Below are 14449 nucleotides of genomic sequence, written 5' to 3'. Positions count from 1 at the left end.
TTAAAATATAATTAATATACTATTAAAGGAAACTACCCTTCGAATCTACTCCAACTTGGAGAACTTCGCCTAACCATCATTCCCGACCTTATTATTGTTATAGTCGTCAATAATTGACATCGTTTTATTTGCCACTTCACTACCGAGTGAGGCATACAATTTCTTATCGCCAATCACATAAAATTCTTCTTTAGCTCGCGTCGCTGCAACATTCATCATATTGGGATCAGAGACAGCCCATCTTGCTGCCCCACTGCTATCAGAATCCGCGCCAAGAACAAAGTAGACGACCTTGGCTTCTTTCCCTTGAAAAGTATGAACTGTACCAATATTCGTTGTCTTCCCGTTTTCTCGTTTTGTGAATTTAATTTCATCTAAAACCTGAACAAGCTTATAAGCCACATTTCTAAATGGGGTGATCACATAGATTTCATCCGCTAAATCCGGATCTTCCTGCAAACGTTTATCAATCATTTTTTTCAATAAATCAGCTTGTTCCTTAACAAATTTGTCATTTGCTTTACCAGTTGAATCATACCATTGTGATTTCCCTTGTGCCTCATCTGCTGATTTACCTTGTACCATCAATCCCTCATACGAAATTTCATTTGAAATTGTAAACATCGGATAGTTCGAGCGTCTGTGTACCCAAAGGGGTATGCCAATCCATTCATCCTCATTTTTCTGGAAACCATACTGACTTGTGGCATCCACAATGGTTTGAGTAGACGCATCAGCAGAAACAAATTTCTCATCGACTTCATAGTGTCTTCCAATTAAGGTTAAAACATTTGAACCTAGCGTCATTACGGGTTTTATTTGTGATGGATCCCCAACGACCATAACCTTTTTACTTCTAAAAATGGCACCAACACTAGCTTGTGGCAGCGCTTGGCCCGCCTCGTCTATAAACAGATTACCTATTGAATCTTCATTAAGATTTTTAAACATTCGACCAAAACTAGCAAAAGTAGTGCTGACAACGGGGATCGCGAAATTCAACCAATTCCATGATTCTGAAATTAGCTGCTGTCCATTCTCTTTTCCCAAGTATTCAGACTGCTTATTCCAAATATTTATCGCGGCTTTTAAATTGCTTTTGTTTTCATACAGGAATTGCTTTCTAACTTTTAAAGCTAAAATAAATAGCTCTGATTGTAATTTACGGAATTTCACTGTAAACCATGGATTAGACTTTTGCAGCTCATCATACGATTGTGAAAAATCTGGTTCCTTAATGCCACTTTGATACTTGAGTTTTTCTAACAATACAATTTCTTGTTCCACTCCTTGTGTCCTGAGTTTGTTTTTGGACATACTCACTTTTCGCAACATTTTCCCTTAACCTATTTTCGAGTCGCCTACGGTCATTTAACCATTTCGTTTTTTGTTTAGATAGATCATTTAAATGATCATTCACATTATTCAGATCTTTGAAGTACTGCTCAACTTTTGCCTTATTAAATATTTTCTGAAGCCACAAAAAACTTGGCTTTTGAGAAGTAACTACGTCATAATTCCTTTTAGCTTGAGTTTGTAGATCAATTAGGTTTTCTATCTCAACAGAAGCATTTGACCAATCCTCTTGGAGATTTTCAATTTCTTGTCCCAGTCTTTCTAGTTCACGTCTCGCTTCTTCTTCCTGTGAGATTAAATCTGTTCGTTTCTTTTTTTCTTCTTGTTCAAATGCAAACATTTGCTCTTTATGCTTGGTTTTTAATTCTCGAAGAGCATACATTTTCTCGCTATAGTCTTGCATTTTATCTCTTTCGATTTTTAATTCAGCATACAGACGGGAGAATTCTTGATATACACTTTCACCTGTATTCGCTTGATCATGATCCTCTAAATCTTTTTCGATTGCTTTAATGGTTAAAAGTAACTTAATCATGTTTGTTGACGCGCCGCCCTCTAACGAGAACACACCCCAATTTTCCTCATGTAAAAGCTCACTTTTAATCTCGCGATTCTGTCCAAAACCTTCACCGGTTAATTTAGAATTGGAAACCTCTTTAAAATAATCTGCTTCATCTAATAGCTTTTGAAAATCGCCAGCAATCGTTTCTTTCTTTGGTAACTCCTTAACAATATTTTGGACCGCCCCATTGTTTGAACTTGCAACAACAATGTTTTTATCTGAAATGGAATGTGGTAAAACACTAAGCTTAAAATCTTTCCAATAAACCAGACTCCCTTTAATCCATTTATCAGAAAGCTGCACAATTTCCGCTGCCTGTTGTACAACTAAATCAGCAAAAATATCTTTTAACAGTGTTGTTTTCCCTGTTCCTGGCGGGCCATTGACACTGCGAATATCATTTTTATCATTTAAAGCTAGATTCACCGCAACCTGCTGCATAAATGAAAGAGCGAAACCAGGATTACTTGGGAACCGCCCGAGCGGATAGAACTTAGGTTGTAAAATAGTTTGCTCGAAAATTCGGGGGTTATAATGAACGGACTCTTTATTGCCATCCAGATTGTGCCTATCTCCCGAAAAGCCATTAAAATATCGATCCAAATTTTTATTAGTGATTGTCTTTGCTTTGTTCAGATCTTCAATAAAGAACGAATGTAGATTTACATCTCCGTTATCCAGGTTTTTCACAAATGCATAGCGGAAATTTTCTACGGAAACATGATATTTATGAAAAAGCTCAGAGATGGTGGTATGAAAACCTTCTTCAAATTTGCTGTTCAAATCTTCTCTAAATGCGTTTTCAACTTTCAAAAAATCTTTCGGTAATTCACCATGTTGGCGGATATAACCGCTCATTGTATAAAACAATTTGTCTGCTAGAAAATTCAACTCGTTATCAAAATAGATAGAGAAGGTGAATTTATAAGATTTACTAACTTCCTCGTAGGTTTTAGCAATCTTGTATTTCTCCCTCAATAGTTCAACAACTTCTTGAAAATCAAAAATATCGAAATATAATGCTAAGCCCGATTTCTTAAAGAACTTATCTGATACTTTTTGTTGTTCTTTTTGCTTCATTAAAAAGTCTGAAAAAAACTGATTCCAATCCTCTTCCATTGTATGTATGAGCTTTAGCGATTTGTCCTTTCTATTAATAGAACCTTCGGATAGTTGTTCTATCGTAATCCAAGCATTTAAAATATCTTGCCGTTTATTCATGGTCTCCCCCCATTATCATCTGTAATTACTATTATAAAGTTCTCACCCTGTCATCTAAAGACAAAAAGAAAAGCTCCCCAACTTAGAGAGCTCACCAATGTACCATCCAATTATATAAGATTTCACTGCTTTTAACAGTGTATTATATTCTATTCTTATTCCAGCTCCTAAATGCTTGTCATTTCCTGTTGTTATTATTTTCCATAATACCCAACGAAGCGCTGAATATCTTCCCCAATCAAGGCCAGCGCATCTCTCCAGAACTCTGGTGAACGCACATCGATACCCATTAACTGCCCGGCATCTGCAACCATGGTGGTGCTGCTGGCGGCCAGGAAGGCTTGAAATTGCTCGGCGAATCCGCCTTCACGTTTCTTATACTGCGCGAATAGCCCCTTAGAGAACAACAGCCCAAACGAATACGGGAAATTCAGAAACTCATTGCCTGTCATATAATAACCAGCCTTGCTAACCCACTGGTAGGAATGAATAGAATCCGGGTCAATACTACTTCCATAGGCCGCAGACATGGCATCCTGCATCAGGCTGTTCAGTTCTTCCACCGTTAGCGAGCCTGATTTCCTATGCTCATAAAGCTGGCTTTCAAACAGATAACGGGCATAGAAATCAACGATATAATAACCGGCATCCGAGAGGCTCCGCTCCAGGATCGGCAAGACTTCCCCTTCCGATGCACTCAGCAGTAACTCTTGATTAATCAGACCCTCACAAAAGATCGACGCCGTCTCGGCAATCGGAATCGGATAATCTATATTGGCCATAGTCTTCCCGGCAAGACAGCTGCTATGGTAGGCATGACCAATCTCATGCGCCAGTACACCAACATCCATATAGCTCCCGGTGAAGCTGGTTATAATCCGGCTCTCTTGGATTGATGCGATATCAATGCACAAGCCAAAGTTCCCTTTTCCTGCCCGTGACTCCGCATCGATCCATCTGGAGATGAACACCTTGCGGGCGAACGCACCCAGTTCTGTACTGAACGAGTTAAACCCGGCAACAATAAGCTCTTGTGCCTCCGGGTAGCTAATTTTGACGGAAGAATCCTCGCCAACCGGAGCAAAGATATCATGGAAAGGGAGCGGTCCTGCGTGGCCCAGAAGCCTTGCTTTGTGAAGATAATACTGATGAAAGGCTGGCAGGCTCTCCTTAATCGCTTGCAGCATTGCTTCCAGCGCCTCCTGATCCATACGTGAGGTCTCCAGTACTTTATGCAGCGACGATTTGTACCCTCTTAGCTCATAGATTCCTATCGCCTCTCCACACACCGCATTAAGACAAGCCGCACTCTGTTCGGCAACACTGCGGCAAGCCTTGGCTTCCGCTTCATATGCAGCCTGCCTAACCTGAGAATCATGATCGTACACCAGATTGCGCAGCTCCGTCAAAGACAGCTGATGCACTGCCCCTTTCATCTCCACCTCTACACGCAAGGTAGACTGTATCTTCATGTACAGCCTCTCCCACGCTTTGGCGCCGGTAAGCTGCATCCGGGCAATGACCGCCTCAGCTTCTTCACTGAGCAAATACCTTGACTGCTGCTGCAGCTGACGCAAATAAAAAGCATGCCGACCCACATACTCACCCGAGCCAATAATAGTATCAAGCTCTTCCCCACTCATGCTTGCCAGCCATTTGCTGAAACTTGCTAGAGCTTCTTCGGAACCCGCGGCCATTTCTTCCAATGCATCCATCTGATTTGCTGCTTCTGTATTCCCGTTGTCAATGCTGAATACCAGTTCTGCATAGCTGAATAAGCACAGATACACGCTCCTGAATGCATTATATTGCCTAAGAAAATCTTCCGTTAGAATCGCAGCCTTCTCTTGAGTGTGTAAATGAAGCTTTGCCCTCGCACCAAGTTCATCTGCAAGCTCTGCTGCATGTTTATAATCCTTTTGATATTTCTCCGTCTGGAATGAGGAATACAGACTCTCCAAGTCCCATGTTAAGTTCATCGCCGTTAATCTCCTTATCGTAAACACAAGCGATGCTATACATATCCCGGCAACCGGCCATATCGAACGTATAGCAGGCTGCGTTATATTTTATTGGGATAATTCGAATATTGTATTCTGCGGCTAAGACTTACATGTTTCCACCTCTTCCGGTACTATGTTAAGCAAAGTTAATGTCAAGTATAACACGCCCACTTATTCCCTAATATGTGATAAATCGCTGACCAATCTTCTCCTTCACTCACACCAAAAAGCCCCGCATCCGCAGGACTCGTCTCATTTTATCTTATTCATACCCCTATGCGGTGATGGTCAGACCATCAGGTACTCCGCATTCTTTTCGCATTCCCGTCGCATTCAGCGCACTTGGTCGGCGGCCCCAATCCGAGAATTGGTAAGCGTACATCCTCTTTTCTGTTCAAGCTTACTGCAACGGCTTACGGAAATCCAATTTTGCTTAGGCGAGAACGCCTACATCGTCTTGTTTGAAGCGGGCGACAACGTCCACGACCTCGGTAACGTCGGGTTGAATTACGAAGACCCTATGTTTTCATATCATATTACAACCACTACTATCCTAATTAAAAATCTATTGATTCAGGTTCCTCAGCGACACCTCTGTAGGTCCCAGTCTACTTTTTCTCTTCTTGTAAGGTGGCTGCCCCGCCTATTAAACAGGGAATCTCAATATCATCAATGTCCATCATCTTATCTTTCTCTGCATCATAATATTCCCCGAACAAAAACAATGACTCATTTTTCCTATTCAATAAATAGGGGATAATTTTTTCACAAAATTCTGTAACACTTTTAAACATACACTCTGGAGCAATCCCCGATTCATCGATAACCAACAATTCCTTGTGTTCAATACGAGTAGGGTTGCGATTTAAATGATACAGTTGAAAAGAAGTACCCTCACGATACGCTTTATAAATTGGAACTTCTATGGTTTCGATGAAATCTCCATCCGTATAATTCAAAGTAAACTTTACGGTCATCTCTATTCTCCTTTCAACAAACCTCATCATTGTTATAGTCGTCGCTGCTTTTTAACTTCTTGGACTCAGCTTATCGAAGATTTCGTGATTCATAAAAACGATCTATCATTTGCTTTATTTTCATCGGAGTTCTCAACGAAACTTGCTTTCCATTTTCATCAAAGGTAAAATGCCCCCTAAATGCTTCTGGCATATCCTGATACTGTTTCTCGACTTGTTGATATACCTTTTCAAAACAGGAATACCCGTATTTTTTAATTAGAAGAGGAAACCCGAAAGCAGACCTTAGAAACTCATATTCATAGTAGTTATAAGGAGTAGTCTCGGGCCTCTTTATCAAGATCTTAAGAAAATGGTCCGTGACCTTTTCGATCTCTTCTTCTGGCGCATACTGTACTAATCCATGGATCGCGAGCAGCCTCTTATCCAAATATCGTTCTTTTTTATAGGCTTTCTGAAAGAAATCCTTCAGTTCCAAATGTCTGCACCGGATTAAACCATACAGAATCTTATTTCGTAGGGCAATAATCTTCATTTTAAAATACAGTTGCTCTATCAAACCTACTTCATCTGTTGTTAAAAATTCATAGGCTACATCACTTATTGCGCAGATAAACTTAGGATCATTTTCGCGAAGAGGGGCAGTCGTTAGGTACTTAATCGATTCCTTGTGAAGCTGTTGTTTATCATTTGGCATCTCTATCATCCTTTCTTCTAAATTATATCAAGCCATTTAAAATACTACATGCCATGCATGGCCCCTTTGAAAATAGTACTCACATAAACTAGAACGCGCTTTCAATCTATGAATAGGCTTAAAAATTTGGTAGACTCTTCATATGATTGCCTGAAGTCAAAGACTGTGTCGAGCGCATTCGCTTCATATTCCCGCCTGATCATGGAGAAGAATTTACAGATCATATCATTTGGGCGATAGGCTATTTATCGGCAATACTGGACGCCACCATTTTTGATGAAAGCCAACAAACGATCATTGGCTAAAACTCCTTAATCCAATAGAACAGGAGAGATCACTTTGCAGCTCTCAGATTCCACTTATTCCGCAATTAGGGCTCTATGTAAACAAGGCGATGACTTAGTGAAGGCAGGCGATCTTGATGCCGCCAAGCAAAATTATATTGCCGCCCTCCGTTTATTGCCTGAAAATCATCAAGAATGGGAGGCCGCTACTTGGATATATGTAGCTATTGGGGATGTCCACTATCGTATGAAGAATTACGATAAGGCCTTCAAGTGCTTTTTTAATGCCGTACAGTGTCCGAAGGGGTTGGGTAATCCGTATATTCACCTTCGGCTGGGGCAATTATATTATGAACAGGAAAACTTTGAAAAGGCGGTTGACGAGTTAACCCGGGCTTACATGGGCGCCGGTATTGAGATTTTTATGGAAGACGACCCAAAATATCTTGAGTTTTTGGAGACAAACATAGAGATTTGAAATTTCAGACTACGCAAGAGCTGATTACGGTACTTTTATATTTTTTCACCTTCAAACCATTCCATAATATTATTTTCGAATTCAACGGCGAAATCAAAAAAACTCACTCTCCATCGCTTTGGTAAAATTTCGCAGGTGCACGAATAAACATCCTGTATGCCATCCGGTGCAGACCTGTTGTATAAAAGTTCTGGTTAGCTATCGTATCCATTATTCTTCTGAACGGAGTTTCGCCCTATCGTTCTCTGGCTCTTTGCAAGGCGCTGTCAACAGCGGCTGGCGTCATTTCTAACGATTTCTACAATCTGTTTGGAGTCATGAATAAAAGGATAGTTAAGGCTGGTCAATGTGCCCTAACTGTCTTTTTACTAACTAAACCAAACTGTTACTGAAAATCCACCAACTAAGTATGTTATGTTCGTTTTTAGTAAGGTTGGCGGAAGCGTTGGGAGTCGACCCCCTGTCCGAAGATTAGGTCCCAAGTTTCGCATTATTTGTGATACGGTTCACCGTATCGGGTCTAACGGCAAATAAAAAGGGTCTCTTTACAGTGTCTCGCTTAAACAACCACTTTAGAGCAATCCTGTGAGTCATTAATCCGAACGATGAGACGACCGTTACGTTTGGCTAGGTCCATGCGCTGACGATTTTAGCCATATCCCCAACTCACCCACTTGAATTTTTTTACAAATTGGAATCACACTAACATCACGATGTTCGTTCATTTTCCATCCCGCTAAAGAAAGGTCACCTGCCAAAATGGAATAACTTCAACGGACGTGGCAAATGCTGAATTATCGATTAACCGCAGAAAGAAGTTTTCTCATTCTTTCAATTGTTGGGGTATCCAAAGGAATATTAACTGTAACCTGGAGGTCAACGGAGTCCATAGCCTGGAAGGAAAGATGACCAAAACGAAGGGAACCGACAACAGGATGATTAAGCAGCTTTTCACCTTCCGGCACATTTATAACTTGATGCAACGGCCACCATTCCTGGAACTCCTTACTTTGCTGGTGCAGGTCCTCAATAAACTCTCCCCACCAAGGATCCCCGACTGTATTTGCATAGTTGGCCCGAAACTGGGCTAACCGATGTTTGGCGTTCGCTTCCCAACTGTCACCCAGCATCCGCTTCGCATTATTCGTAGTGAATAGGCGCCATATCGAATTTCTGTCTCTTGCCGACATTGCTTCGTAATCTCCAAAAACAAGAATCGCGGCCTGGTTCCAGGCTACGACATCCCACCTTGAATTTACCACAAAGGCAGGGCTTTCCCCCTGTCTGTCCAAAAAATCCTGCAGTAGCCGGCTTACCTTGTTCTGTGGCGCTTGATTACTCGGGGGTAAGTGTCCTGCAGCGAGCAAGAAGAGATGTTTTCGCTCAATGTCGTTCATTCGCAGCGCACGGGACAAGCTATCAAGCACCTGGATGGATACCCGAATGTCTCTCCCCTGCTCCAGCCATGTATACCAATCCACACTGATACCAGTGAGTATGGCAACCTCTGCCCTTCTAAGACCAGGTGTCCGCCGTCTTTCACCGGAAGGCAAACCTACCTGCTCCGGAGTCAGACGGGCCCGTCGGGTACGGAGAAATTCAGCTAATTCTCCGGTCTTTACGCGTTCCTCCTGCATTTCATCTCATCCCTCCAGTATTTCTTTGTATTCTGGGAGTAACGCTCCTAGGTTAATTCCCTCTCTCGTTATTCTATATCATCGATTATATACTGATGTGGTCATCATTTTATTACAAGATAAGGTTAGGAGGAGATTCTATATGAATCAACTAAATGGCAATCATTTGAAGGGTGAGGAACGAGCACCGTTATTGGATTGGAACAAGACTTCTCTGGTCGTCATTGACCTTCAAAAATGGATTAGCAGTCAGTATGCTCCTTATTCTGCCGAGATGGTCATTGCAAATTCAGCTAAGCTGGCCAATCTTTTTCGTAACACGGGAGCTTTTGTGAATCTTGTACACGTATCCAGTAAAGACTTCAAGGACATACCCTCTCCCAAGCTCGATATCACGGCACCTAGACTGAACCTGATAGAGGGCTGGGATGAATTTGTTCCCGAGCTCGGAGTGACCGAGACAGACCATATCATCTCCAAAAAACAATGGGGGGCTTTCCATGGCACAGACCTTGATCTGCAGCTGCGCCGCCGAAATATTGATACGATCGTTTTATGCGGTATATCCTCAGGTATCGGAGTCGATACAACCGCAAGAGAGGCATTTCAGCACGGCTATCAACTTATTTTTGCAATTGACGCGATGACCGGGTTCACCAAGGCCGAACATGAGCATGTACGGGACGTTATTTTTCCGAGGATTGGCCGGATTCGCACAACGGAAGAGATTCTAGAAGGGATTTAGGTTCGCTTTAAAGGAAACCCGATTGTGTCTAGAATCAAAAAATGCTTTTAAAAATATGGTTGGCTATGGCTAGCCATATTTTCTGCCATTTATTCACCAAGTTCACACCAACCTACTCCGTCACAGTATGAGGTCGAATGTGAAGCGAATTTGCGTCATTTGTGATAGGGTTCTCCGCACTCTCTGTAACGGCAAGTTTTTTGTCTCTCTTATTCCTCGGGGTTATCGAGCTGCACGGCGGACATGACAAGAATTTGATTCGATAATTAAAAAAGCCTTCGATATGAGGACTTCATTTGGGCAATGTTCTTGTCACCTGACTTTCGGCGCCGCAATAATCAAAAACTCTGTCAGTACTGACAGAGTTTTTGATACACCTCATAAACTGCGAGCACCTGCTCCACAAAGCCTTTCTCGGCACTTTCAATCCATTTGATAAAAGCCATGTGAAAAATTTCAACCGCAAATCGTGCGGCAAGCTCTGACAGCTCGCTATCATATTTGACAGACAAGACGTTTGTGACAGACTCATTATGGTACGGTTCTCCATAACATCTATAAGGCGAAGTCGAAAGGCACCCATCGGGTGCCCTCTACTCCTTACTATATCATAACGAAAGGCTTCAGGCGCTTTTTGTTATACCTGTAAGATTATAATAGGATATATACAGGAACTAAAGGCTTGGAGACAAATGAAAATTGCTGTGTAGCTATACTTTTTTAGATTAAACTAAATAAGAAATATGGAGATGAAGCGATATGACAGATTATCCAACTGGCAAGGATATTTTTCGGGAATGTTGTTTCAGGATTGCCGCGGCCTGCGCGCCATGCGGTTTCAAATACTATAAATCCAGAAGAAGTATGATCAAACAAATCGGTTCCTTTACAGCTGAGATACGCTTTTTAAGTCACCCCTTCAATGTGGCCGGCAGTTATTTGGAGTTTAATACCAATTCCCGGATCTTAAATACGCACAGCGGAAAGTATACTGGGAGATCAGCTTGAGCAACTTCCGGGACAAAGGCAAGGTATGGAATTTGGCCAAGGAAGCCACCCGAGAGCGGGAACTGGCAGAAATAATCACGTTGATTCAAAATAGGGTCGCTCCATTGATGGATAAGTATGAGACTAATCTTGAGGAGATCCTTGAGGAGGTCCTTGAGGAGGTCATCCAGACTGGATGGTTTTTGCCGCAGACGAATCCAATGGAATTCTATGTGCTTGACGTTTTAGACCTGGTGGCTGATTTCGGCTCACCTGAACAAATACGTGAATGCGCGCATCGATACATCCGCCACTTATCGGAGGAAATGCAGGAAACCTTCAAGAACGATTATAATGCATATCAACGGGATGGACAGGCTGCAAGCACAATAGCATTTCGTAAATTAATCCCTTTTATGATCGAGTGCAACATTTCACTACCACTATAAAATGAAAATGAAAGGATACCGGTTAGCGCAAACTCTCATCTTTAGTGGCGTGGCTCAAATATCATTTTCTCTACTCCTTCCTTTTCTTGAAAATAAGATAACATACCGGATTTTTGATCTATTTTCCACATCTTGCTGTAATTTAGGGACGAAAAAATGCACCTCTCTCGAGATGCATAATCAAACTTTTCGCCCTATTTATGGTACGGTTCACCGTGCTTTCTGAAACGGCAAGCTTTATTAAACCTGGAGTCACACCAATGTTGACTCTCCTATCTCATAATTGTTTTTAAATTTCATATTGTCAAAATTTAGATCCCACTGTTTTTTAGCGGAGATTATAGTTTTCAATAGACTTATGAACTTATTCTTAGGGAAAATCTCATTACAACTATCTAATTCACTTTTATTGACGATAGGTACAAGATCAAGTTTCATTAGAATATAAGCCAACTCTTCACTTATATCCGAACTCTGGAATTCACCGTAAATACGTTTCACCAAATCGAGAAATAGCCTACCCTTAGCACTAACATGGTAGAGAGATGCACCAGGAGTTGGTCTCTGGAGGAAACCAGCCCCACAAAGGACTAATATTTTTTCCCTTAATGGGCCCGGGCTAACCCCTCCTAATCTTTTAGATAGGTCAGGAAAATTAACAAAGCCCACAGTGGCTACGTGATATAAAATTATTAAATTTAGCCCAGGAATCCCTGATACGTCTAGAAAAAAACTAATATTTTCCGATGTTAAGTTACCAAACACAATGTTGAATAGAATATCATCAACTATTTGATTCTTTACCATACTCTTCACTACTTGTTGATGTTTTATCTTATCTGCGTCAAAATCCGAAGGTATCCATATTGGCTTAATCTTAAATAAACCTTTACCAAATTCAGTTTGCTTGTAGTCACCTATGATTTCCTCAAAAATTGAGTGGTAGCTTGTGCTGTCTTTGGCCAAGTAAACTTTAATCTCAGACTCCTTATCTGTAATAAGTGTCCGTAAATCTTTTTCGATACCTCTTTTGTGATTCCAAAGGGTTTGTCCTACTAACGGACGGGCAAAGTCTCTCTCTATGAGGCAAGAGAGGTCAAACTTTCTCCTATCACTTTCTGTAAATCCATAGAGCTTCAACGCAGAGAAATTCTCCAGTACGTTTAAAAATTCAGCTTTTAAAAACTGGTGTTCAGCACTTTCGGGCATAAACTGGCTCCTCTGTATTTAAAATAAACACATATCTCACATTTATGATTCGGAAATCGAGTCATTGAAAGGAAATTCATCATAACTCGTAGAAATTAAAACTACATGAAGCAATCAATACGTCAAGCTTTAACCAATTACCAATAACGAAATCCTTTCGAATTTTGTGCTGGTGTGTAATAAAAAACTTGCTCCTACTTATGGTACGGTTCCCCCCGATTAATCTTCACCGCCCGATAAATCTGTTCCACCAGTACCAATCGCATCAGCTGATGCGGCAAAGTCATCCTTCCGAAGCTCAGCTTCTGCTGGGCTCGACGGAGGACTTCGTCAGAGAGACCATGGCTGCCGCCAATGACGAAGACAACATGGCTTGTACCGTAGGTGCCGAGCTTGTCCAATTCCTCTGCGAGTTCTTCCGAACTCCACAGTTTGCCGTCGATGGCAAGTACAATCACGTGTGCTTCACTTTTCACATGGGCTAAAATACGCTCGCCCTCTCGCTCCTTAACCTGTCGGACTTCCGCCTCGCTCAGTGTGTCTGGAGCCTTTTCATCGGCTACTTCGATCATTTGGAACTTGATGTATGGTCCCAGCCGTTTAGCGTATTCCTGAATACCCATGACCAAATATTTCTCTTTTAACTTCCCCACACCTATAAGCTGAATAAACAAATTCCATACCCCTATCTATGTCGAATAATAATGTAAAATCGTATTTACGATCATTAACTTAAAAACATATCTGTAACATAGCTATTTTAGCACCTGAAACGTCTCTTACCTATCTATTTCCTCTCCGTTACGAGCCTATCCCCTGTTCAGGTTATAGCGGATCATTCATTTACACTCTTCACAATGGAATGCTCTCAGTTCCGTATTCATCAAGACACTGCATTAGCATCTGTCGATATTCGCTGATTTGCTCCGCTGTCGCTGACTCCCGTAATGATTCAAACAATGCTGTACATTTCTTGAAATTACGATCGTTACCCGACTGATCAGCTAGTTGCATCGCCTGTAAAGTAAGTCCCACTGCATCCTGTAATCTATCGTACTTCCGATAGTACAAGGCCAAGTGATAGCAGTAGCTATAATAGTAAGATATGTTCTCTGCGTCTTCATAACTCTCGAATTCATTAATCTGCTCTGCAAACGTATGTAAAATATCTGCCACATCCAAATGGTACATAAGCGCTGCCTGTAATATGGTATTGAGCCCCGGTAATATTTCCTCTAGATTATCCTGCAAAAAGGCTACGTACTCCTCGATCAGCCCTATATTGCCAGACAAAATATCCACTGCATATAAATTAGTTTTGGCTAAAAACCTGAACTCCTCAACAACCTGATTGTCTTCTTCCTCTAAATCCTCCATCCACCCTAGCTCAGCATACTTATAGATGCACTCCCTTGCCTGCTCATATGCACCCTGGTGCTGGTGAGCCATTCCGCACATCAGGTGACTGAGCCCAAAATAATATACCAACGGACGTTCTAAATTCACATGCGGGATGGGTAATTTCATTGCTTTATGATACTGCCGTTCTTCGTAGATACGCTGGACACATTGGTACAAAATATCCGCCGTCTCCATCACCTTTTTCCAATTTTCAAAAGCCACAGCCATCTCCAACATTTCAACAATGATGTCCGGTTTGAGTGATTTCAGGATAGAAGTTTTCAAGAGTCGTCTCTCCTTATATTCCCATTTACAGCCAATTGTATAGAAAGTGAAAAAGGCGGTCAATATAAAAAGTACTTAAAAGTACAGTTTTATTTGTTTTTATTTTGCATAAGATAGTCTGTAACGATATTCTCTCCTCTTCTAACCTTAAGTGGAGG

The 14449-nt window shown here is 41.4% G+C and carries 13 protein-coding genes; 4 read left to right on the top strand and 9 right to left on the bottom strand.

All coding sequences use genetic code 11. The features are described 5' to 3' along the window. Positions 1–69: 69 nt before the first annotated feature. The 5 genes from ACXHJ1_RS07060 to ACXHJ1_RS07040 all read right to left on the bottom strand — a co-directional run bounded on the left by ACXHJ1_RS07060 (position 70) and on the right by ACXHJ1_RS07040 (position 6816). The gene (locus tag ACXHJ1_RS07060; protein ID WP_457905829.1) at positions 70–1287 is read right to left on the bottom strand and encodes a DEAD/DEAH box helicase; all 1218 of its coding nucleotides are present in this window, start codon (positions 1285–1287) and stop codon (positions 70–72) included. Beyond that, a complete protein-coding gene (locus ACXHJ1_RS07055; RefSeq protein ID WP_457905828.1) occupies positions 1235–3139 on the bottom strand; it encodes an AAA domain-containing protein in 1905 nt (634 codons plus the stop codon). The genes ACXHJ1_RS07060 and ACXHJ1_RS07055 overlap by 53 nt, the downstream gene beginning before the upstream one ends. Positions 3140–3333: 194 nt before the next feature. After that, positions 3334–5118, bottom strand: a complete 1785-nt coding sequence (locus ACXHJ1_RS07050) for a M3 family oligoendopeptidase (protein ID WP_457905827.1) — start codon at positions 5116–5118, stop codon at positions 3334–3336. 632 nt (positions 5119–5750) lie between these two features. Beyond that, a complete protein-coding gene (locus tag ACXHJ1_RS07045) occupies positions 5751–6119 on the bottom strand; it encodes a hypothetical protein (protein ID WP_025679340.1) in 369 nt (122 codons plus the stop codon). A gap of 70 nt (positions 6120–6189) precedes the next feature. Continuing rightward, the gene (locus ACXHJ1_RS07040) at positions 6190–6816 is read right to left on the bottom strand and encodes a hypothetical protein (RefSeq protein ID WP_107733641.1); all 627 of its coding nucleotides are present in this window, start codon (positions 6814–6816) and stop codon (positions 6190–6192) included. A 146-nt stretch (positions 6817–6962) separates the two neighbouring features. On the opposite strand from ACXHJ1_RS07040, the gene ACXHJ1_RS07035 reads away from it, so the two are divergent. Both ACXHJ1_RS07035 and ACXHJ1_RS07030 read left to right on the top strand, forming a co-directional pair. Then, a complete protein-coding gene (locus ACXHJ1_RS07035; RefSeq protein ID WP_165082207.1) occupies positions 6963–7121 on the top strand; it encodes a hypothetical protein in 159 nt (52 codons plus the stop codon). A 34-nt stretch (positions 7122–7155) separates the two neighbouring features. Then, positions 7156–7578 carry a tetratricopeptide repeat protein gene (locus ACXHJ1_RS07030; protein ID WP_090737553.1) on the top strand — a complete coding sequence of 141 codons (423 nt, stop codon included), beginning with the start codon at positions 7156–7158 and terminating at the stop codon, positions 7576–7578. A gap of 794 nt (positions 7579–8372) precedes the next feature. Here ACXHJ1_RS07030 and ACXHJ1_RS07025 read toward each other — a convergent pair. Beyond that, positions 8373–9215, bottom strand: coding sequence for a helix-turn-helix transcriptional regulator (locus ACXHJ1_RS07025; protein ID WP_457905826.1), 843 nt, complete (start codon positions 9213–9215; stop codon positions 8373–8375). A 142-nt stretch (positions 9216–9357) separates the two neighbouring features. Between ACXHJ1_RS07025 and ACXHJ1_RS07020 the strand changes: the two genes are divergently transcribed. Further along, positions 9358–9960 carry an isochorismatase family protein gene (locus ACXHJ1_RS07020; protein ID WP_107733639.1) on the top strand — a complete coding sequence of 201 codons (603 nt, stop codon included), beginning with the start codon at positions 9358–9360 and terminating at the stop codon, positions 9958–9960. 1004 nt (positions 9961–10964) lie between these two features. Next, positions 10965–11396, top strand: a complete 432-nt coding sequence (locus ACXHJ1_RS07015) for a hypothetical protein (RefSeq protein ID WP_243208181.1) — start codon at positions 10965–10967, stop codon at positions 11394–11396. A 252-nt stretch (positions 11397–11648) separates the two neighbouring features. Here ACXHJ1_RS07015 and ACXHJ1_RS07010 read toward each other — a convergent pair whose 3' ends face one another. From ACXHJ1_RS07010 to ACXHJ1_RS07000, 3 genes are all read right to left on the bottom strand, one after another. After that, positions 11649–12605 carry a hypothetical protein gene (locus ACXHJ1_RS07010; protein ID WP_107733638.1) on the bottom strand — a complete coding sequence of 319 codons (957 nt, stop codon included), beginning with the start codon at positions 12603–12605 and terminating at the stop codon, positions 11649–11651. Between the two features lie 194 nt (positions 12606–12799). Further along, positions 12800–13279, bottom strand: a complete 480-nt coding sequence (gene rlmH, locus ACXHJ1_RS07005) for a 23S rRNA (pseudouridine(1915)-N(3))-methyltransferase RlmH (protein ID WP_013312768.1) — start codon at positions 13277–13279, stop codon at positions 12800–12802. Between the two features lie 178 nt (positions 13280–13457). Next, the gene (locus ACXHJ1_RS07000) at positions 13458–14291 is read right to left on the bottom strand and encodes a DNA-binding protein (protein WP_457905825.1); all 834 of its coding nucleotides are present in this window, start codon (positions 14289–14291) and stop codon (positions 13458–13460) included. Positions 14292–14449: the final 158 nt, after the last annotated feature.

Source organism: Paenibacillus sp. ALE2, assembly GCF_054113385.1.
This window is presented reverse-complemented; position numbering and strand designations above follow the sequence as displayed.

Excerpts from the sequence above, each read along its gene's own strand:
- ACXHJ1_RS07055 (WP_457905828.1), bottom strand. The coding sequence starts at position 3,139 with ATGAATAAACGGCAAGATATTTTAAATGCTTGGATTACGATAGAACAA.
- ACXHJ1_RS07050 (WP_457905827.1), bottom strand. The coding sequence starts at position 5,118 with ATGAACTTAACATGGGACTTGGAGAGTCTGTATTCCTCATTCCAGACG.
- ACXHJ1_RS07045 (WP_025679340.1), bottom strand. The coding sequence starts at position 6,119 with ATGACCGTAAAGTTTACTTTGAATTATACGGATGGAGATTTCATCGAA.
- ACXHJ1_RS07040 (WP_107733641.1), bottom strand. The coding sequence starts at position 6,816 with ATGCCAAATGATAAACAACAGCTTCACAAGGAATCGATTAAGTACCTA.
- ACXHJ1_RS07025 (WP_457905826.1), bottom strand. The coding sequence starts at position 9,215 with ATGCAGGAGGAACGCGTAAAGACCGGAGAATTAGCTGAATTTCTCCGT.
- ACXHJ1_RS07020 (WP_107733639.1), top strand. The coding sequence starts at position 9,358 with ATGAATCAACTAAATGGCAATCATTTGAAGGGTGAGGAACGAGCACCG.
- ACXHJ1_RS07010 (WP_107733638.1), bottom strand. The coding sequence starts at position 12,605 with ATGCCCGAAAGTGCTGAACACCAGTTTTTAAAAGCTGAATTTTTAAAC.